This window comes from Sulfitobacter sp. G21635-S1, assembly GCF_027213915.1.
Lineage (GTDB): Bacteria > Pseudomonadota > Alphaproteobacteria > Rhodobacterales > Rhodobacteraceae > Sulfitobacter.
This window is the reverse complement of sequence record NZ_JAPWGV010000010.1, coordinates 111,596-132,387: the sequence shown is the minus strand read 5'-3', so window position 1 is coordinate 132,387 and position 20,792 is coordinate 111,596. Positions and strand designations below refer to the sequence as shown.

Below are 20,792 nucleotides of genomic sequence, written 5' to 3'. Positions count from 1 at the left end.
ATTTCGGTCACGGGGAGGAGCGCCGATGCAATTCCAGCCAACAGAGGATCAAAAGGCGTTTCGCGAAACCGCCAAGAGATTCGCCACTGAAAAACTGGCGCCCAGCTATCAGGAGCGCGCAAGCGGCCACACGTTTGACCGAGCGCTGATCCGCGACATGGGCGCGCTTGGACTAATTGGTGCCGATCTGCCGGAGGAATTCGGCGGACTTGGCGAAAGTTCGGTTACTTCCGGGCTGATCGTCGAGGAAATCGCCTATGCCGATTTCAACGCAAGCTATGTTCAGCTCCTCGGCTCTCTCATGGGGGGGATGGTGGCCAAGCATGCTTCCCAGGAGATCGCTTCGGAATGGGTGCCCAAGGTAGTCTCGGGGGAGGCCGTCATTGGCTTGGGCCTGACCGAACCGCGCGGCGGTTCGGACGCGGCGAACCTGATCCTCAAGGCCACGAAGTCCGGCAACGGCTGGCGGCTGAACGGCGAGAAGACCTCGATGAGCTTTGCATCCCAAGCCGATGCGGCGGTAGTCTTTGCGCGTACCGGCGATCCGGACGGCGGCTCACGCGGGGTCAGCGCGTTTTTTGTCGATCTGAACCAGGAGGGCATCAAGCGTACCCATTTCGACGACATCGGCACCAAGCCGGTCGGACGCGGATCAGTGTTTTTCGACGATGTGTTTGTGCCGGCCGAAAGCATGATGGCCGAACAGGACCGCGCTTTCGGCACGATCATGGCGGGGTTCGACTATTCCCGCGCGCTGATAGGACTGGAATGCCTGGGCGCGGCACAGGCATCGGTGGACGAAACCTGGGCCTATGTCCGGGAACGCGAGGCGTTCGGCGCCCCCATCGTGCAATATCAGGGCGTCAGCTTCCCGCTGGCAGAGGCCGAGACGCAACTTACCATGATGCGGCAGCTTTGCTACTACACACTAGACCTGCGCGACCGGGGCCTGCCCCATACCTCCGAGGCGGCGATGTGCAAGTGGTATCTGCCCAAGACCGCCTGCGAGATCATTCACCAGTGTCTGATCCTGCACGGGCATTACGGATACACCACCGACCTGCCCCATCATCAGCGTTACAACGACGTGCTCGGTCTGCAGATTGGCGACGGCACCGCGCAGATCCAGAAGCTGGTGATTGCCCGCGAGAAGGTCGGGCGGCTGGCGCTGCAGTATGACAAGAAGGCGAAGGGAGTAGCGAAATGAGCGCTCCCGTCGCCGTAACCATCGAAGGTAGCGTCGGCATCATCGAGCTGGCTCGACCAGAGAAGTTCAATTGCTTGTCGCTCAAGGTGCATGAATGCATTTCGAACGCGCGCGCCAGGTTCGAGGCCGAACGGAATGTTCGGTCGATCCTGATCCGGGCACAGGGCAAACATTTTTGCACCGGAGCCGATCTGACTGAGGTGAAGGGCAAACTGAACGATCCCGCCGCGCTGGACCATTTCATCGCCTTTGGCATGAACAACCTGCGCGCACTCGAATCCTCCTCCCTCCCTGTCGTAGTGGCAGTGCAGGGCTTGTGTTTGGCCGGCGGGGTCGAACTAATGCTAGCATGTGACGTGTGTTTCGGAGCCGAAACGGCGCAGTTCGGCGATCAGCATGCGCAATTTGGTCTGATACCCGGTTGGGGCGGTTCGCAGCGGCTGACGCGGCTGATGGGACAACGCCGGGCGCTTGACTTGATGTTTTCGGCTCGCTGGCTGAAGGCCGAGGAGGCCAAAGAGGCGGGTTTGGTCAATTACATCGTGCCGGAAGCGGATCTGCACAAGTCCGCGCTGGAATACTGCCAAAAGATCGCGACCCGGTCGCGTCCCGGTATCGCCGAGATGAAGCGGCTGGCACGGGAAGGTGCGGACCTGGGCATCGACCAGCAAATGCGGCTGGAGCGTGACGCCGCCGTGCGCGCGCTGCCCAGTGATGACGTGGCCGAGGGGCTCGACGCATTCGAGAACCGGCGCGCCCCCGAATTCAAGACTTGAGGAAAACATGGAATTCACTTTGAACGACGAACAACGCCAGATCTACGAATACGGCGGTCAGTTGGCGCAAGAATTCGACAACGATTATTGGCTGCGGCATGCCCGGAAACATGAATTTCCCAGGGACATGTTCCAAAAGATTGCCGATGACGGCTTTCTGGGCATCATGGTTCCCGAAGAATACGGCGGTGCCGGGCTTGGCATGACCGAGATGGCCCTGTTCATGGAAGGCACGGCCAATCACGGCATTCCGCTGCTGATGATGGTGGTCGGCCCGACCATGTCGCTGGCCCATATCGCCAGCCACGGCACCGAGTTCCACAAGAAAGAGCTGCTTCCAGCCGCCTGCCGGGGCGAAATCCAGTTCTGTTTCGCGATCACCGAACCGGGGGCCGGGTCGAACACGATGAAGTCCACCACGCTGGCCAAGCGCCGGGGCAACCGGTTCAGCCTGACGGGGGAAAAGACCTTCATCACCGGGGCCGATGTGTCCGACTATTGCCTGGTTGTGGCGCGGACCAAGCCGCACACCGAGGTCAGCCGCAAGACCGACGGGTTCACCCTTTTTGCCGTGGACCTGAAAAAGAAGGGCGTCGCGCAACAACGGGTGAAGATCTCGATCCCCTTGCCCGAAGAACAGTGGACCCTGTTTTTCGACGAGGTGGATCTGGGTCCCGAGGACGTGGTCGGCGAAGTGGACGAAGGGTTTTCCATCCTGTTCGACAGCCTCAACCCCGAGCGCATCATCCTGGCCGCACTATGCTGCGGCATCGGCCGCTTCGCCCTGAACAAAGGTGTGGCCTATGCGTCCGAACGCAATGTCTTCGGTCAACCCATCGGGGCGCACCAGGGTGTGCAGCACCCGATGGCCAAGGCCTACACCGCCATTGAAATGGCCAGCCTGATGACCCGTCGCGCAGCGTGGGAGTTCGACAACAAGCTGCCCGCGGGGGCCTCGTCGAACATGGCCAAATACTTCGCCGCCGAAGCCGGGATCGAAGCGGTGGACGCCGCACTGCAGGCGCATGGCGGATCGGGTTTCACCGAGGATACCGGACTCTACGAGATGTATCCGCTGGTGCGCCTGTTGCGTACGGCACCCGTGAACCGCGAGCTGTGCCTCAGCTTCATCGGCGAAAAGGTCATGGGTCTGCCGCGGTCCTATTGATCGCCCGGCCGGGAATGGAGGATAATATGCAATATGGAATGCGCTTCCGGCGGGAGGATGCCGCCGACAAGGTAAACGATCACTTCTGGCACCCAGTCGAGGGCACGCCGCTCGAGGAGGTGCGCCGCATTCAGGAAGAGCGGCTGCGCGATCAAATGGCCTATCTCAAGGCGAACTCGACCTTCTATCAGGAGAAGTTCGCCGAGGCCGGTGTGGAATTCGGCGATATCCGCACCATCGAAGACCTGCAAAAGCTGCCCTACACATACAAGACCGAGATTCGCGAAAGCCTCGCGGCAGAGCCGCCCTTCGGCAAGCACCGCGCCGCGCCGATGGCCGACATCATCCAGATGCAGGCCTCGTCGGGGACAACCGGCAGCCCCGCATATGTGGCCCTGACCGAATCCGACGCCGAGATGTGGCACGAGATGACGGCGCGCTGTTTCTTTGCCAACGGCGTGCGGCCCGGCGACATGGTGCTGCATGCGTTTTCGCTGGCCAAGGGCTTTGTCGGCGGCATCCCGGTGATGCAGGGACTGCAATACATGGGTGCGATCGACGTGCCGGTGGGGGCTGATGGCGGCGCGGAAAGGTTGCTGCGCGCTTGTGCGGACACGCGCCCGCGCTGTATCGTCGGCGCACCTAACTTCGTTCTGCATCTGGCCGAAAAGGCTCCGGAAGTGCTTGGCTGCAAGGCCAGCGAGCTGGGCGTCGAGCGGGTGATCGTGGGCGGCGAACCGGGCGGCGGCATCCCGGCGATCCGCGCCAAGATCGAAGCGGCCTGGGGTGCCAAATGCACCGAGATGCTGGGGGGCACCGATCTGGGCGTGACCTATTGGGCCGAATGCGACGCGCAATCGGGCATGCATATGGTCAACATGGACTACATCATCACCGAACTGCTCAATCCCGAAAGTGGCGAGATCATTCCTTGGAAAAAAGGCGCCGAGGGCGAGATGATCTATACCGCGATCGGCCGGCGGGCAAGCCCGCTGGTGCGGTTCCGGTCGGGCGATTATATTGAGGTCATCGACACCGAGTGCTCCTGCGGCCGCACCGGCCCCAAGATCCGTTGCACCGGTCGGACCGACGACATGCTGATTGTGCGCGGGGCCAATGTGTTTCCTTCGGCGATCAACAGCGTGATCACAGAAATGGTGCCCGAAACCAATGGTGTCATGCGGATCGTGGCAGATTTCGAAGGCCACACTACTCAGGGCGCGCTGAAAGTGATCGTCGAACGCGGTCCCGGTCGCGATCCATCTGATGACAACGCCCTCAAGAATAAGATTGAGCAGCGCTTGCGCGATGCCCTCGTTTTCAGGGCCGACATTCGCCTGGTCGCGCCGGATACGTTTGAAAAACCCGGCGCAGCTAAGGTCGCCTTTGTCCTCAGAAAGTACCCGGACCTGCCATGACGAAAATGAAATCCCTTCTCGACACCGGGTCCGACGACTTCCGGAAAAACGATGCGCTTTACCGGGAAAAGGTCGGCGAACTGCATGCGCTTCGGCTGCTACAACGCGTCGGCGGCCCGGAAAATGCGCGGGAACGGCATGTCAGCAAAGGCAAGATCCTGCCGCGCGAACGGGTCGAGCGGCTGATCGATCCGGGAACGCCCTTTCTCGAAATCGGAGAACTCGCCGGGCTGAACAAATATGAAGGCGTGCCACCCGGTGCAGGGATCATCACCGGCATCGGCGTGATCGAGGGACGTCAGTGCATGATAATCGCCAATGACGCTACCGTGAAGGGCGGCACCTATTTCGGCATGACCTGCCGCAAACACGTCCGGGCGCAGAAAATCGCCTGGAAAAACCGTCTTCCGGTGATCACCCTGGTCGATTCCGGCGGGGCGTTTCTGCCGGAGCAGGCGAGTATCTTTCCCGATGAGGGGCAGTTCGGCTCAATCTTCCATCAACAGATCGGCATGTCGGGCGATGGCGTACCGCAGATCGCCGTGGTCATGGGGCCCTGCACCGCGGGCGGCGCCTATATCCCGGCGCTTTGCGACGAGGTGGTGATCGTGCGCGGTCAGGGCTTCATGTATCTGGGCGGGCCAGAATTGACCTTTGCTGCGACCGGCGAAAAGGTCGATGCCGAAACGCTGGGCGGCGGCAAGATGCATTCGTCCGTTTCCGGCGTGACAGACCATCTTGCCGAGGATGACGCGCACGCGCTGGCCATCACCCGCGAAATCGTCAGCCACCTGGGCGAAAAACCGCAGCCGCGCAAGACGCCGACGTCGCCGCGCCCCCCCGCCTATCCGGTCGAGGAGATCTATGGCGTCGTCAGCCGAGACCCAAGGGTGCCGACCGACAACCGCGAGATTGTTGCGCGCCTTGTCGATGACAGCGATTTTCACGAGTTCAAGCCACTTTTCGGCGACACCCTCATGACCGGCTGGGGCCGAATCCATGGCCACGAGGTCGGCATCCTGGCCAACACCGGCGTGCTCTTTGTCGAGGCCGCGCTGAAGGCTACGCATTTCATCAATCTCTGCGTCCAGCGCGATATCCCGCTGCTGTTCCTCGCGGATGTGAACGGCTTCATGGTCGGCCGCGACGTCGAGCAGATGGGCATTGCCAAGGCGGGCGCCAAGATGATCACCGCCATGTCTTCGGCGCGGGTGCCGAAGTTCACCATCATCACCGGCGGCTCTTACGGGGCGGGTTACCTGGCCATGCTTGGCCGCCCGTTCCAGCCGGACGCGATGTTCGCCTGGCCCACGGGCCGGTCCGCGATCATGGGGCCGGAACAGGCCGCCAGCGTGCTAGCGCAGGTGCGCGCCCAGATCAACGAACGCCAAGGCAAGAAATGGACACCCGAGGAGGAGGAAACCTTCAAGGCACCAATCCGCAAGGAATACGAAGATTTCCAGGGGGCCTACAATTTCGCCTCCAACCTCTGGATCGACAGCGTGATCGAGCCTGCCGAGACCCGGGACGTCATGGCGCTGATGCTGGACATCGCTTCGCGCAGGCCCAAGGTCGAAACGCATTTCGGCGTGTTCAGGATGTGAGGCGCAAACCATGAAAATCAAAACGCTTCTTATCGCCAATCGCGGCGAAATCGCCTGCCGAATCGCACGCACCGCGCGGGCCAGCGGCATCACCCCTGTTGGCGTGCATTCGCAGGCCGACGCCAACGCCCTTCACGTCCGTGAGATCGGCAAATCTGTCTGCATCGGTGCCGGTCCCGCATCCGAGAGCTATCTGAAGATCGACGCAGTCATCGCCGCCGCCAGATCCGTCGGCGCCGATGCGATCCATCCCGGTTACGGCTTTCTGGCAGAGAACGCAGATTTCGCCCGCGCGGTCGAAGCCGCAGGCATGATCTTCATGGGGCCGACACCGGAAACGCTGGAACGCTTCGGCGACAAGGCCAGCGCCAAGGACGCGGCGGTTGCTGCCGGCATTCCGGTTGTCTCGGGCGCCCAGGGCGCGCGCTCCAACCCGCAGGAAATCGCACAGGAAGTGCGCAAGATGGGCCTACCGGTGCTGCTCAAGGCGGTCGGCGGCGGCGGCGGGCGCGGGCAGCGGCTCGTGACGGTTGAAGCCACGCTTGTGGAGGACATCGAGGGCGCGCTGCGCGAAGCAAAGTCCACCTTTGGCTCCGAGGGCCTTCTGCTGGAACGCTTCCTGCCCGAGGCACGCCATGTCGAGGTGCAGATCGCGGGCGACGGCAAGGGCCATGTGCTGCACCTGTTCGAGCGCGACTGCACGCTTCAGCGCCGCCACCAGAAGGTCATCGAAGAGGCCCCGGCTTGGGGCTTGCCTCGCGCGCTTCTTGACGAGATCGCGCATGACGCGGTGCGCCTGGGCGAAACGCTCAATTATCGCGGCCTGGGCACGGTCGAATTTCTGGTCGCGGGGGACGAGTATTTCTTTCTGGAGGTGAACCCGCGCATCCAGGTGGAACACCCCGTCACAGAGGCGATCACCGGGCTGGACCTGGTCGCGTTGCACCTGCGCATTGCGGAGGGCGCGGGCTTGGGGCTTGTTCAGGAGGATCTGCGGATCAACGGCCACGCCGTCGAGGCGCGGCTTTATGCCGAAGACCCGGCCATGCAATTCGCCCCCTCGACGGGCACGCTGACCACGCTCAGCCTGCCCGGCGGCCTGCGGATCGACAGCGGTGTCGAAGAAGGCGACGCGGTGACGCCCTATTACGACCCGATGATCGCTAAGCTGATCGTTCACGCGCCCGACCGGGAAACCGCCTTGGCGCGGCTGGCGACGGCGCTGGACCATATCGCGGTGGAGGGTGTGGAAACTAACCGTGCCTTTCTGACGGCGCTAGCGCGAAACCCCGAATTCGGGCAGATGCAGGTTCATACGCGCTGGATCGACGGCCAGCTTGACGCGCTGACACAGCCGCCCCCCCTTACCCGCCCCGAGCGGTGGAAGGCGGCAGCCGCGATTCTGTTCGTGGCAACGTCGCGCCGCGATGCGGACGTGGATCCCTGGAGCAACCGCGATACCTTCACCGGCTGGCGGCTTGGCCTGGGTGGAGATGCGGTTGAGGCGGGACAGCGCGTGACGCTCACCGATTCCGCCGGTGCATCGGAGGAATTGCGCGTCGGCCCTGTCAAACCGGGTGACAAATACACCGTTATTTCGGAAAACGGCGATGCTACCATGTTGACCGCGCGTGAAATCACGCCGGGTCGATGGCGCCTGAGCGAGGGCGATACCGTCCTTTTGATCGACGCGCGGCTCCACGCCGGGGTGATTGAGATGGACACGCCCGAAGGTCGGCTGATCTTTCGCCCGGCCACGCCGCTGACCTTTGCCGGCGGCGATGCGGCAGCGGATCGCGCCGTGGTCTCGCCGCTAACCGGCATGATCGTCGAGATCAAGGTGACCGACGGTCAACCCGTCGCCGCAGGCGACGTGATCGCGGTCATGGAATCAATGAAACTTGAAATCTCGATCCGCGCTGCCGCAGCCGGTACCGCCAGCAAGATATCCGTCTCGAATGGTGACATGGTCAATCGCGGCCAGGTCATCGCCGAGATACTGCCATCCGAGGAGCTATGAGATGAGCGACTTTCCCAAATTCGTCGAATTTCGTGAGGAAGGCCCGCGCGAGGGCTTTCAGATCGAAAAGAAGATCTATCCGATCGAACAGCGGATCGAACTGATCGATATGCTCAGCGACACCGGTCTGAAGCGCATTCAGGTCGGCAGCTTTGTCAGCCCGAAATACGTGCCGCAGATGGCGGACACCGGGGAGTTGTTCCAGCGTATCAAGCGCAAGCCGGGCGTGAATTACACGTCACTATGGCTGAACGACAAAGGGTTTCGCAAGGCCCTGACGGCGCATGAGGTCGATATCGACCCGCGCCTGCTGTTATATCCTTCCGAGGCGTTTGCCCAATCGAACAACAATTGTTCCTCCGCGGAAATGCGGGAAAAACAACGCGACTGGGTTCGCCTTTACAAGGAAGAGGGATATACGATCGACGCGGCCTATGTGATGACGGCCTTCGGCTGCAACCTCGAAGGCCCCATCCCGCAAGAGCGCATCTTGGACGATTTCCGCTTCGTTCTTCAGCTGTGCGAAGAAGAGGACATCCCCGTACCGATCCTTGTGATCGCCGATACAATGGGCTGGGGCAACCCCGAGGCTGTCAAACGAATGATCGGCGCGCTGCGGGAACTGGCACCCAGTGCCCGCATCGGGATGCATATTCATGACACGCGCGGGCTTGGCATCGCCAATCTCCATGCCGCCCTGTCGATGGGCGTGGACATGTTCGAAAGTTCGGTCGCCGGTCTTGGCGGCTGTCCTTTCGCGGGCCACGGCCACGCCCGCGCCGCAGGAAATGTCTGCACTGAGGATGCGGTGTTCCTGTGCCACGAGCTTGGCATCGAAACCGGCATTGATCTGGACAAGCTGATCGCAGCGGCGGTCAAGGCGGAAGAGATCATCGGCGTGCCTCTCATGGGCCGGGTCATGCATACCGGCGGGCTCGACAAGTACCGCAAGGCAAACTGAGGAGGGATGAAGATGGCGAAGGCGCTTGACGGAAAAGTGGTTCTGGTCACCGGCGCGGGTGGCGGTATCGGCCGCGATATCGCGCTGATGGCGGCGTCCGAAGGGGCGGCGGTGGTAGTCAATGATCTGGGGGCGTCCCTGAAAGGCACCGGCCAGACCGAAAGCGCCGCTCAGGCCGTCGTCGCAGAGATCAAAGCCGCCGGAGGTGATGCGATCGCCGATGGCGGTTCGGTCACCGACCCCGAGGCCGCGCGTGCGATGATCGAGGCCGGTGTCAAGGAATTCGGTCGCATTGACGCGGTGGTCAACAACGCAGGCATCCTGCGCGACGGGTTTTTCCACAAGATGACATACGAGGATTTCGATGCGGTGGTGAAGGTCCATCTTTATGGTGCCTTCAATACCAGCCGCGCTGCCGCCGATTATTTCCGCGAACAGGAAGGCGGCGCTCTGGTTCACATGACCTCGACCTCGGGTCTGATCGGCAATCTGGCGCAGGCCAATTATGCGTCTGCCAAATTGGGCATCGCCGCCTTGTCGAAATCGATTGCGCTCGACCTGAAGCGGTGGAACGTGCGGTCGAACTGCATCGCGCCCTTCGCCTGGAGCCGGATGATCTCGTCTATCAAGACAGACACCCCGGAACAGGTGGCGCGGGTCGAGAAGATCAAGCAGATGACCCCTGCAAAAGTTGCGCCGATGGCCTGTTTCCTGATGAGCGACCGCGCGGCTGACGTGTCCGGACAAGTCTTTGCGGTTCGCAAGAACGAGATCTTCCTGTTCAACCAGCCCCGCCCGGTGCGGTCGGTTCATTCCGGCGAGGGCTGGACAGCGGATGAAATCGCCGAGCGCGCCATGCCCACGCTCAGATCGCAGTTCACACCGCTCGAAGTGTCGGCGGACGTCTTTTCGTGGGATCCGGTCTGATGGGAAAACGCAAGGAAAAGATTAGCTCGAACATCGCCTGGAGCACGCCGGACAAGATCTGCGTGCGGGGCCTTGATCTGCCGAACGAGATTCTGGGCCACATGAACCTAGGCGATCTCGCCTTTCTGCAACTGACGGGCCGCAAGGCCACGCCAGAGGAAAGCCGGGTCTTCAACGCCATCATCATCACCCTGGTGGAGCATGGCATCACGCCCTCGGCGCTGGCCGCGCGCATGACTTATATGGGCGCACCGGAATCGCTTCAGGCGGCGGTGGCGGCGGGACTGTGCGGGCTGGGCACGGTTTTTGTCGGCTCGATGGAGGGCGCCTCAAAAATGCTCTACGAGGCGCTGCCGCAGGACAGGCGCGGCACCGGCGCCGATCTGGATGCCATAGCGCTGGAAACGGTTGAGAAGTTCCACGCCCGCAAGGCCATCGTGCCGGGGCTGGGCCACCCGGTTCACAAGCCGGTCGATCCGCGCACACCGCGCCTGTTCCAGATCGCAGCCGAGAACGGCAAATCCGGTCAATACATCGAGTTGATCCAGAAAATTCAGGGCGTGGCCGAGGCGAGATCGGGCAAGATGCTGCCGATCAACGCTACCGGTGCCATCGGCGCGATCTGCTGCGAATTCGGCTTTCCGTGGAAGATCGTGCGCGGCTTTGGGGTGATGGCGCGGGCCATCGGGCTGGTCGGCCATATCCTTGAGGAAAGCGAAAACCCAATTTCCTATGAGCTGTGGCAGCGTGCCGAGCAGGAAATCCTTGAAACCTCGGGACCGGGAGCGAAATAAACGATGCAGACATCAGCCCCCGACACCCATGGCGACCTGCGCGATGCCCTGCGCGCGCTTTGTGCACAGTTCCCGCCGCAATATCATCGAAAGTTCGGCGAGAACGAAACCTACCCCGAGGAATTTGTCGATGCGCTGACCCGCGAGGGCTGGCTCGCCGCGATGATCCCCGAGGAATACGGCGGATCGGGCCTGGGTCTGACCGAAGCCTCGATCATCATGGAAGAGGTGAACCGCTGCGGTGGCAACGCGGGCCACTGCCATGGGCAGATGTATAACATGGGCACGCTTCTGCGGCACGGCTCGGACGAGCAGAAGCAGAAATACCTACCCGCCATCGCCAGCGGCGCGCTGCGCCTGCAGTCCATGGCCGTGACCGAGCCGACGACCGGGACCGACACCACCAAGCTCAAGACTACAGCGGTCAGGAAGGGCGACCGCTATGTGATCAACGGCCAGAAGGTCTGGATCAGCCGCATTCAACATTCGGACCTGATGATCCTGCTGGCCCGCACCACACCGTTGAAAGATGTCAAGAAGAAGTCCCAGGGCCTGTCGATCTTAATGGTTGATCTGAAAGAGGCCATCGGCAATGGCATGGAGGTGCGCCCCATCGCCAACATGCCGGGCCACGAAACCAATGAAGTGTTCTTCGACAACCTGGAGATTCCCGCCGAGAACCTGATCGGAACCGAAGGCCGCGGATTTTACCACATTCTTGACGGGCTCAACGCCGAGCGCACGCTGATCGCCGGGGAATGTATCGGGGACGGATACTGGTTTGTGGACAAGGCCCGCGCCTATGCCGGCGAGCGTATTGTCTTCGATCGCCCGATCGGTCAGAATCAGGGCGTGCAGTTTCCTATCGCCAAGGCCTATGTGAACGTCGAGGCCGCCAACCTGATGCGCTTCGAGGCCGCAAGACGCTTTGACGCCGGGCAGGATTGCGGGGCACAGGCGAACATGGCAAAACTACTGGCCGCCGATGCCAGCTGGGAAGCGGCCAATGCCTGCATCCAGACTCATGGCGGCTTCGGCTTTGCGCGCGAATACGATGTCGAGCGCAAGTTCCGCGAGGCCCGACTGTATCAGGTGGCCCCGATCTCGACCAACCTCATCCTGTCCTATGTCGGCGAGCATATCCTGGGTATGCCGCGGTCGTTCTGAGGCCAGGGACCATGAATGAGATCGACCTTGACGCGCTGGCACCCTGGCTAGGACGCACTGAAACCAAAGAAGACGTCCTGACGCACGGTCTGATCGACAAATTCCGTGCCGCGTTCGGTCCGCAACTTTGGGGCGGAGCAGGTGATGTCCCGCTGGGGGTTCATTGGTGTATTGCCCTTGATACCGTGCCAGCTGCCGCCCTGTCAGACGATGGCCATGCCGCAAGGGGTGGATTTCTGCCCCCTGTCCCGCTGCCCGCCCGCATGTGGGCCGGCGGCGATGTTACACATTTCACGCCGCTGACGATCGGCGAAGCCGTCACCCGCCGCTCGGTGATCGGGGATATAACAGCCAAGCAGGGCCGCAGCGGAACGTTGGTCTTTGTGACCGTAGAACACGAGTATTCGAGCGGCGGCCGGCTTTGTATTCGGGAGAAGCAATCGATTGTCTATCGTGAGATTTCTGTGCCCCGCCCGGTCAAGAACGCACCTGCCGCGGTTGACCCCACCACGCTCAGATCGAGCCTTGCACCGGATCCGGTGCTGCTGTTTCGCTATTCGGCGCTGACGTTCAATGCCCATCGCATCCACTATGACCACGTCTACGCCACCGAAACCGAAGCCTATGCCGGGCTTGTTGTGCATGGCCCATTGCAGGCGACGCTTCTTCTGAATCTGGCGGCGGAAGCCTTGAAGTCGTCGCCCCACCGGTTTTCTTTCCGGGGACTGGCACCGCTGACCCTGCCCTGCGAATTGCAGTTGCATAGTGAAGGGGCCGAAAACTCCGGAACCGTCTGGTGCCAGGATCAAACCGGTCTTCGAAGCTTTACCGCAGAATACGCGACTGTCTGAGCGGTTCTGCTTGGCGGCGGATTCAATTGTTGATTTAACTTTCTAACATATGTTAGGTATCAGAAAGCGGCTTGGCACCTCCGGCAAGCAGCCCTCTGAAATAAGAGGTGGGAGGAGAAAAATGCGAGGAAACCTCGTCACTTGCGGATCACCGTTCGGTCAGGTTATGTGCCGTTCCATGGGCTGTCGGCAAAAGGCACGGGCTGAGTCATGACCACGAATGGGGGGATCGTCACATCGCCGCTTGCTGTGCGCAGTGCAACTTTGAAATTTGGCGGTGTGACGGCGCTCGACGATGTGAGCATTACCGTGAACGACGATGAATTGCTTGCGATCATCGGTCCGAACGGTGCCGGAAAAACATCACTTCTGAACGTTACTGCGGGTTTCTATCGTCCGCAGAAGGGCCGTGTCGAGTTGTCCGGGCAGGACGTTACCGGCCTGCGTGTAGACCAGATCGCCCGGCGCGGACTGGCGCGTACGTTTCAGGGCACCCATCTCTTTGCCGGGCAGACCGTGGTGGAAAACATCATGATCGGTCGTCACATGCTGATGAAATCGAATGTGATCCAGGCCTTTTTCCAGTTTGGGCTCGTGATGCGGGAGGAATCAGAGCATCGCGAAGCCGCCGAAGAGATTATTGACTTTCTGGAGATCGAAGCAATCCGCAACCGGCCAGTGGGCACATTGGGCTACGGGCTGCGCAAACGTGTCGATCTGGGCCGCGCATTGGCGCAGGAACCATCCATCCTGCTGATGGATGAACCGATGGCTGGCATGAACTCGGAAGAGAAAGAAGACCTCGCGCGCTTCATTCTCGATGTGCGCGAGGCGCGCAAGATTCCAGTGGTTCTGGTCGAGCACGACATGGGCGTTGTTATGGACCTTGCTGACCGGATCGTGGTGCTGGACTTCGGGCGGGTCATCGCCGAAGGCACGCCCGAAGAAATCCAGAAGAACCCGGCTGTGATCAAGGCATATCTGGGTTAGCGGGATGACAAAACAACGAACAGCAATGGTCTTTTCAGACCCGGCAGTGACACACAGCGAAACCCTGCCGCAGGTTTTGCTCGCGCGTGCAACGTCCATGCCGAACAACCTCGCCGAACGCCACAAGCGCCTGGGCATCTGGCGGGAATTCACCTGGGCCGATGTGATTGACAGAGTTCGTGCCCTGGCTCTCGGGTTGGAGAACCTGGGCCTGTCGGCGGGCGAATCCGTCATGTTGATCGGGGAAAACGAACCCGAACATTTCTGGGCTGAATACGCCGTTCAGTCATTGGGCGGCAAAGTCCTGTCCGTCTATCCGGATCAGAACGCCGAAGAGATCCTGTATCTGGCCGAAGACTCGCAAACGCGGATTTTTCTGGCGCAGGATCAGGAGCAGGTCGATAAATGCATCGAGATCGCGGGCAAGTACTCGGGTGCCTTGGCGATCGTTTACTGGGATGATTCTGGTCTTTGGAGCTATGATCATCCCCTTTTGCATTCATTTGAAAGCCTTAGCGCGGCAGGACGTCAGATTCACGCCAAGGAGCCTGCCAGATTTGAAGAACACGTCAAACGCGGACGGGCGGACGATACCGCCTTGCTGTCCTATACCTCCGGGACCACGGGAAAACCGAAGGGCGTTGTCATCAGCTATCGTTACCTGTTCGACAACTGCTCACGTGTGATGGGGGCAATCGAAATCGCGCCAGGCACCGAATACTTGACGTACATTTCGCCTGCCTGGGTCACGGAACAGATTTTCGGCCTGTCGATCGGTTTGATCGCGCCCATGGTCGTCAATTTTCCCGAAGGCCCCGAAGATGTGCTGACCAACATCCGCGAACTGGCGGTTGACGCGCTGGTGTTCAGTCCGCGCCAGTGGGAAAACCTTGCGTCGATCGTGCAGGCCCGGATGTTGGGCGCGGGCAAGTTCCGCAACTTGATGTACAATTGGGGTATGAAAGTCGGCCGTGACGTTTATGTCGAACGCTTGGAAGGGCGCAGTCCCAGCCTCGCCTCGCGCCTGCGACTTCCCTTTGCCGAGGCGCTGGTGCTGCATCACCTGCGCGACAATTTGGGCCTTGGCAAGGCAAAAAATGCGATGAGCGGCGGTGCTCTGATGGCCCCCGAAGTCTTTCGCATGTTCCACGCCATGGGGGTCAAGCTGCGCAACGTCTATGGCGCGACCGAAATCGGCCTTCTGACCGCGCATGTCAGCGAAAGTTATCAGCTGGAAACAAGCGGCAGCTGGATGCAAAGCAATACCGCTTATGGCGATCCGTTGGAATACCGCATAACGCCGCAAAGTGAGTTGCAGGTCCGCGGCGGCTCGGGCTTTGGCGGATATTATGGCAAACCGGACGAGACCGCCGAGGTGCTGACCGAAGACGGTTGGTATGCCACCGGCGATGCGGTTTCGATGACCGATGACGGAGAGCTGGTATTCTACGACCGCGTCAAGGACATGCGCCGCCTAGCGAACGGCCACAGTTATCCGCCGCAGTTTATCGAAACACGGCTGCGCTACAGCCCCTACATCAAGGATCTTATGACGCTGGGCGACGAAACCCGGGATTTTGTCGGAGCGCTGATCAATATCGACATGGAGGTCCTCAGCCGCTGGGCCGAAGAGAACAATATCAGCTTCTCGACCTATACCGACCTGTCGCAAAAAGCCGAGGTTCTGGACCTTATCAAAGGCGAGGTTTCGCGCATCAACGCCTTGCTGCCCGAAGGTTCTCGGGTCGTGCGGTTCGCGAATTTCCCCAAGGAACTGGACCCGGACGAAGGCGAGCTGACCCGCAGCCGGAAACTCCGGCGCGCATTCCTGGAAGATCGGTATGCCACGCTCGTCGAGGCTATTTACAGCGGTGCCGACAAGATCGACCTTGAGATTGCCGTTACTTATCAGGATGGCCGCCAGGGCGTGCTCAGGGCCGAGGTGCGTGTATCGGATGTCGAGAGCGGATCGAAGGCTGCCGGGCGGCGGTCGCAAATTTAAGGGAGGTCGGCAAAAATGGTCTATTTCATCAATGACATCATCACCGGGGCCTTGATCGGCCTGCTTTACGCGCTGGTGGCCATGGGGTTCGTCGTGATCTACCGCGCTAGCAAGGTGTTCAATTTCGCGCAGGGCGAACTGGTGATCATCGGCGGTTTCATCGTCTGGTTCACAACCATGCAGCTCGGCCTGAGCCTGTGGCTGTCGATCCCGCTATCCTTGGTTCTTGCGGGTCTTGTCGGCTATCTGATCGAACGGATTTTCCTCACCAAGCTGATCGGTGAATCGGTGTTCTCGATGGTGATGGTGACTGTCGGCCTGCTGATCCTGCTGCGTGGCGTCGTCCTGCTGCTGTTTGGGGCTTCCGTCCGGCCATTCCCGATCATCTTTCCGCTGAAGCCGCTCTTACTCGGCGATATGCTGATTCCGATGAACTTGCTTATCGGGGGGATCATCACCATCGTTGCCGCCGTTGGCCTGTCCTGGTTCTTCAACTGGACCCGTTCAGGCCTGCGGATGACGGCAGTGGCCGAAGATCACGTCGTCGCTGCTTCGATGGGGATTTCGGTGAAAGGCTCTATTGCCTTTGCCTGGATTCTCGGCGCAATCCTGTCCACGATAGGAGCGATGATCTTCCTCAGCGGCAAGTCGCTGACCTTTCTGGCCTCGGATATCGGTTTTGCGGCACTGCCGGTTGCATTGTTCGCCGGGTTGGAGTCGATCGGCGGACTTGTCCTGGCGGGAATCATCATCGGTGTAATCCAGAGCCTGACCACCAACTACCTCGATCCGATCATCGGCGGCTCGCTCGGCAGTGTCGTGCCCTATATCATCATGCTTGCCATTCTGCTGATCCGGCCCACGGGTCTGTTCGGCTGGCGCACAATCGAGCGGGTTTAATTCATGGATCCTTCCGGCATTTTTCCCACAAGCTATCGCGCCGACAGACGTCTCGTGCGCACGCGCTGGCAGGCGGTTTGCCTGGCGCTGTTCCTCGTGGTTATGCTGGCGATGCCCTATCTTGTGAGCGGGCGTATCATCGCCGTGCTGAACATGATGCTGATCAGCGCCGTGATCGCCGTCGGACTCCAGATTTGCACCGGCTATGCGGGCCAGATCAATCTGGGCCAGGCCGCATTCATGGGGGTGGGCGCCTATACCGCTTCGATACTGGCCTCCAAGACCGGTCTCACGTTCCTGTTGACCATACCGTTGGCCGGGTTCGCGGCTGCGCTGTTCGGCTTTCTCTTCGGTTTGACGGCGACTCGGATCAAGGGGTTCTATCTGGCGCTGACGACTCTCGCGGCACAGTTCATCTTTCATTTTGCAGTCCTGAACCTGCCATCCTCCTGGCTAGGTGGCTCAAATGGAGTCACCGTGCCGGCAGCAGAGATATTCGGGCTGCGCTTCGTCACCGAGACCCAGCAATTCTACATGAACCTTGCGGTTGCCGCGATCATGATCGCAGGCGCGTTCGGGATCATCCGGTCGCGCTTCGGTCGCGCCTTCATCGCGGTCAGGGACGATGACGTGGCCGCAGGCATCATGGGGATCAATGTAGCGGCTACCAAGGCGAATGCCTTTCTGATCGGCGCCTTCTATGCTGGCGTCGGCGGGGCACTCTGGGCCTACATGATCCGCTTTGTCGGGGTCGATCAATTCACCCTGTTCCATTCCATCTTTTTCGTGGCGATGATCATCGTCGGTGGAATGGGGTCGATCGTCGGGGCGCTGGTCGGTGTCTTCGTCATTCGCACCATCCAGGAAGTTATTGCCACAGTCGGCCCGAATATCGCCGATTCCGTCTCGTTTCTGGGAGGCGATATCGTGTTCGCGGGCATGAACGTCATTCTTGGTGGCGTGATTGCCTTGTTCATGATCCTTGAACCCAAGGGGGTGATGCACCGCTGGAATATCCTGAAATCGTCTTATCGTATCTGGCCGTTCCCCTATTGATTTCGGGGCGGTCTATAACCTGGGAGGAGAATGAAAATGACATACCTCAGCAAATCGGGCCTTGGGGGGCTGCTGGCCGCCGGAACGCTGGCGCTCGCCACGGCGCTACCAATGAAGGCACAGGCGGAGACCACATATAACCTTGCGCTTCTGTCGGACTTTTCTGGCCCCTATGCCGACATCATGCCGATCTTGGCCTCAAGCCGGGAGGTCGTTTTCGACTGGTGGAACGCGACCAGCGGCAAGGAACTCGGCGTCAAGCTGAACTACAAGAACTACGAGACCCGATATGATGCCGCACAGGTCGCCAGCCTGTGGCCCGGAATCAAGTCGGAGCTGGCGCCGATCGCCGTGGTCGGCCTTGGCGGGCCGGACGTGGCGGCCCTGTCCGAACGCTTACCCGAAGACAAGATCCCGATGTTCATGGCCACGGCCGCCTATGGCTTTGCCTGGCAGCCCGATTCCTGGATATTTAATCCGCGCCCGACCTATTCGCATGAAGCCGCAGGCTTTCTGGCTTGGATGCGCGAACAGCGTGGCGGCGACGAACCCATAAAATTCGCGGTCCTGTCCTCCGAGGCATCCCCTGCCTATGTCGATATGGGAAAGGGGCTCGAAGTCTATGCCGAAGAGCATCCCGAGGCCGCCGATTTGGTTGAGGTCATCTATACCGACGTGCAGCCGACCGACCTGACCGCGCAAATGCGTCGCGTCGCGCGGTCGGGGGCCGAAGCGGTGATCATCCAGACCAACACCTCGATCGTGGTCGCCGCGAAACGCGGGTTGCAGGCCAACGGGGCCGACATCCCGATCATGATGAGCTCGCATAACGGGCTGCCTGCCTCGGGCAAAGCGCTTGGCGGGCTGGCGCAGCTTGAAGGCGACTTTGAGGCCTACGGCATGGTGATCGCGGCCGATGAGGACACAGAAGCGCGGCAGTTTTACCAGACCCTAGTTTCGGATTACGGGCTCAAGGCGCCCTGGAATGTCGTGACGGCCATGGGGATTTCCCAGGCCCTCTATACCGTGGCCGTGATCGAGCACGCGATCGAGGAGAACGGTGCCGAAGGTCTGACGGGCGAGCTGGTGCGCGAGGCGCTCTTTGCCAAGCCGATCACCTCGGAGGAAACCCATGGCTTCCTTCCGAGTCTCACTTTCACCCCAGAAGCCCCCTTTCCTCTGAAAGGACTCAAGGTGAACGTGGGCACGGTTAAGGACGGGAAGATCACCATCGCGGCGACCGGCGTCGATGTTCCCGATTTGAGCAAGTGGTGAACAAAACCCGGGCACCGCGATCGTGGTGCCCGACCCTTTCTCTGGATCCGGACCCGAAGTTATGCTCGAACTCAATAACGTGGAAGTGACCTATTCCGACGTCATTCTGGCGCTCAAAGGGATCTCAATGACCGTGCGCGAGGGTCAGTGTGTTGCGCTTCTCGGTGGAAACGGGGCAGGGAAAAGCACGACGCTCAAGGCGATTTCCGGAACTCTGAAATCCGAAGACGGAACCGTGTCCGCCGGTTCGATCGTCCTGAACGGCACGCCGATTCAGAACATGGAAGCGTCGAATGTGGTAAAGAATGGCCTTATCCATGTGATGGAGGGCCGACGCGTGCTGCGTCACCTGACATCGGAACAGAACCTGATTGTCGGCGGGCATATGGTGACCAATTCCACCGAACTGAAAAACCGTCTGGCTCATGTCTACAGTCTGATGCCGCGTCTTGCGGACCTGCGCAACCGCACCTCGGGGTTCATGTCCGGCGGTGAGCAGCAACTGCTTTTGATCGGCCGGGCCATGATGGCGAGGCCCAAGATCATCGCCATCGACGAGCCGTCGCTGGGTCTGGCGCCGATGATGGTCCGTGACGTCTACGAAGTTCTCAAACAGCTCAAGCGCGAAGGCACGACCTTCTTTCTTGTTGAACAAAACAGCGCCGCCGCCCTGTCGATCGCCGATTACGCCTATGTGATGGAAAACGGGCGCATCGTCTTGGATGGCCCCGCCCACAAGCTCGCCGGCAACGAAGACATCAGAGAATTCTATCTTGGTGTCACCGCCTCCGGTGAACGCAAGAGCTATCGCGAAATCAAGCATTATCGGCGCCGCAAGAGATGGCTCGGATAGGAGGGGAAATACAATGACTGAATTGCTGGACATCAAGGGTCATACCGCACTTGTAACCGGGGCCGGACAAGGCGTGGGTCGTCAGGTCGCGCTTTATCTCGCCGAACATGGCGCGGGTGCCGTTGTGGTCAACGATTTCCACGCCGCGCGGGCCGAAAGCGTCGCGGCGGAAGTGGAAGCGGCTGGTGCAAAGGCGCTACCGATGGCCTTTGACGTGTCGGATTTCGATGCTGTGGGCGCGGCCTTTTCCGAGGCGCAGCGCGTCTTTGGTAGCGTGGAAATTCTGGTCAATAATGCTGGTAATGCCGGGCCGACGTCACGGCTCGACGATCTTGTACCGTTCTGGGAATCAAACCCCGCCGAATGGCGGCGCTGGATGGCCACCAATTTCGATGGCGTGCTGAACTGCACCCGCCACGCCATGCCGATGATGGTCAAGGGTGGCTACGGACGCATCGTGACGGTCATTTCCGACGCAGGCCGGGTGGGCGAGCCGCACCTGGCGGTCTATTCCGGTGCCAAGGCCGGGGCGGCGGGCTTCATGCGCGCCATTGCAAAGGCCGGTGGCCGGTTCGGAGTTACCGCAAACTGCGTCGCCCTAGGCGGCACCAGAACCCCGGCGGTCGCCGATCTGATCCCGGATGCGGAGACCGAAAAGCGGGCGCTTTCGCAATATGTAGTCCGGCGGCTGGGTGAGCCGGAAGACGCGGCAGGCATGATCCTGTTTCTTTGCTCGGATGCAGCAAGCTGGATCACCGGCCAGACCTATCCGGTGAATGGCGGTTATTCATTTGCTTGCTAGAGCCGAATATGGGCAGTCGCA

The 20,792-nt window shown here is 60.6% G+C and carries 18 protein-coding genes; all 18 read left to right on the top strand.

Annotated elements, in window-relative coordinates; translation table 11 throughout:
- The first annotated feature begins 25 nt into the window (after positions 1-25).
- The gene (locus O4H53_RS11995) at positions 26-1,207 is read left to right on the top strand and encodes an acyl-CoA dehydrogenase family protein (protein WP_047998036.1); all 1,182 of its coding nucleotides are present in this window, start codon (positions 26-28) and stop codon (positions 1,205-1,207) included.
- Positions 1,204-1,983: an enoyl-CoA hydratase/isomerase family protein gene (locus O4H53_RS11990; protein WP_047998037.1), complete on the top strand. Its 780-nt coding sequence runs from the start codon at positions 1,204-1,206 to the stop codon at positions 1,981-1,983. The genes O4H53_RS11995 and O4H53_RS11990 overlap by 4 nt, the downstream gene beginning before the upstream one ends.
- Positions 1,984-1,990: 7 nt before the next feature.
- Complete coding sequence (locus tag O4H53_RS11985) at positions 1,991-3,151, top strand: acyl-CoA dehydrogenase family protein (RefSeq protein ID WP_047998038.1); 1,161 nt, start codon at positions 1,991-1,993, stop codon at positions 3,149-3,151.
- A 26-nt stretch (positions 3,152-3,177) separates the two neighbouring features.
- Entirely contained in the window at positions 3,178-4,569 is a 1,392-nt protein-coding gene (locus O4H53_RS11980; RefSeq protein WP_047998039.1) for a phenylacetate--CoA ligase family protein, read from the top strand.
- Positions 4,566-6,173 carry an acyl-CoA carboxylase subunit beta gene (locus O4H53_RS11975; RefSeq protein WP_047998040.1) on the top strand — a complete coding sequence of 536 codons (1,608 nt, stop codon included), beginning with the start codon at positions 4,566-4,568 and terminating at the stop codon, positions 6,171-6,173. The genes O4H53_RS11980 and O4H53_RS11975 overlap by 4 nt, the downstream gene beginning before the upstream one ends.
- Positions 6,174-6,183: 10 nt before the next feature.
- Positions 6,184-8,193, top strand: a complete 2,010-nt coding sequence (locus O4H53_RS11970) for an acetyl/propionyl/methylcrotonyl-CoA carboxylase subunit alpha (RefSeq protein ID WP_047998041.1) — start codon at positions 6,184-6,186, stop codon at positions 8,191-8,193.
- Between the two features lies 1 nt (position 8,194).
- Entirely contained in the window at positions 8,195-9,154 is a 960-nt protein-coding gene (locus O4H53_RS11965; RefSeq protein ID WP_047998042.1) for a hydroxymethylglutaryl-CoA lyase, read from the top strand.
- A 12-nt stretch (positions 9,155-9,166) separates the two neighbouring features.
- Positions 9,167-10,081 (top strand): SDR family NAD(P)-dependent oxidoreductase, encoded by a 915-nt coding sequence (locus tag O4H53_RS11960; RefSeq protein ID WP_082135449.1) that lies wholly within the window; start codon positions 9,167-9,169, stop codon positions 10,079-10,081.
- The gene (locus O4H53_RS11955) at positions 10,081-10,875 is read left to right on the top strand and encodes a citryl-CoA lyase (protein ID WP_047998141.1); all 795 of its coding nucleotides are present in this window, start codon (positions 10,081-10,083) and stop codon (positions 10,873-10,875) included. Before O4H53_RS11960 ends, O4H53_RS11955 begins: the two co-directional genes overlap by 1 nt.
- A gap of 3 nt (positions 10,876-10,878) precedes the next feature.
- Positions 10,879-12,042, top strand: coding sequence for an acyl-CoA dehydrogenase family protein (locus tag O4H53_RS11950; protein ID WP_047998044.1), 1,164 nt, complete (start codon positions 10,879-10,881; stop codon positions 12,040-12,042).
- A gap of 11 nt (positions 12,043-12,053) precedes the next feature.
- Entirely contained in the window at positions 12,054-12,893 is an 840-nt protein-coding gene (locus tag O4H53_RS11945) for an FAS1-like dehydratase domain-containing protein (protein WP_047998045.1), read from the top strand.
- A gap of 210 nt (positions 12,894-13,103) precedes the next feature.
- On the top strand, positions 13,104-13,883 hold the full coding sequence (locus O4H53_RS11940; RefSeq protein WP_047998046.1) for an ABC transporter ATP-binding protein: 780 nt from the start codon (positions 13,104-13,106) through the stop codon (positions 13,881-13,883).
- A gap of 97 nt (positions 13,884-13,980) precedes the next feature.
- A complete protein-coding gene (locus tag O4H53_RS11935) occupies positions 13,981-15,885 on the top strand; it encodes an AMP-binding protein (RefSeq protein ID WP_240310596.1) in 1,905 nt (634 codons plus the stop codon).
- Between the two features lie 15 nt (positions 15,886-15,900).
- Positions 15,901-16,785: a branched-chain amino acid ABC transporter permease gene (locus O4H53_RS11930; RefSeq protein ID WP_047998048.1), complete on the top strand. Its 885-nt coding sequence runs from the start codon at positions 15,901-15,903 to the stop codon at positions 16,783-16,785.
- Positions 16,786-16,839: 54 nt separating this feature from the next.
- Positions 16,840-17,841 carry a branched-chain amino acid ABC transporter permease gene (locus O4H53_RS11925; protein ID WP_240310594.1) on the top strand — a complete coding sequence of 334 codons (1,002 nt, stop codon included), beginning with the start codon at positions 16,840-16,842 and terminating at the stop codon, positions 17,839-17,841.
- Between the two features lie 36 nt (positions 17,842-17,877).
- A complete protein-coding gene (locus O4H53_RS11920; RefSeq protein ID WP_114294390.1) occupies positions 17,878-19,116 on the top strand; it encodes an ABC transporter substrate-binding protein in 1,239 nt (412 codons plus the stop codon).
- Positions 19,117-19,177: 61 nt separating this feature from the next.
- A complete protein-coding gene (locus O4H53_RS11915) occupies positions 19,178-19,969 on the top strand; it encodes an ABC transporter ATP-binding protein (RefSeq protein ID WP_047998051.1) in 792 nt (263 codons plus the stop codon).
- 13 nt (positions 19,970-19,982) lie between these two features.
- On the top strand, positions 19,983-20,771 hold the full coding sequence (locus O4H53_RS11910; RefSeq protein ID WP_047998052.1) for an SDR family NAD(P)-dependent oxidoreductase: 789 nt from the start codon (positions 19,983-19,985) through the stop codon (positions 20,769-20,771).
- Positions 20,772-20,792 lie beyond the last annotated feature (21 nt).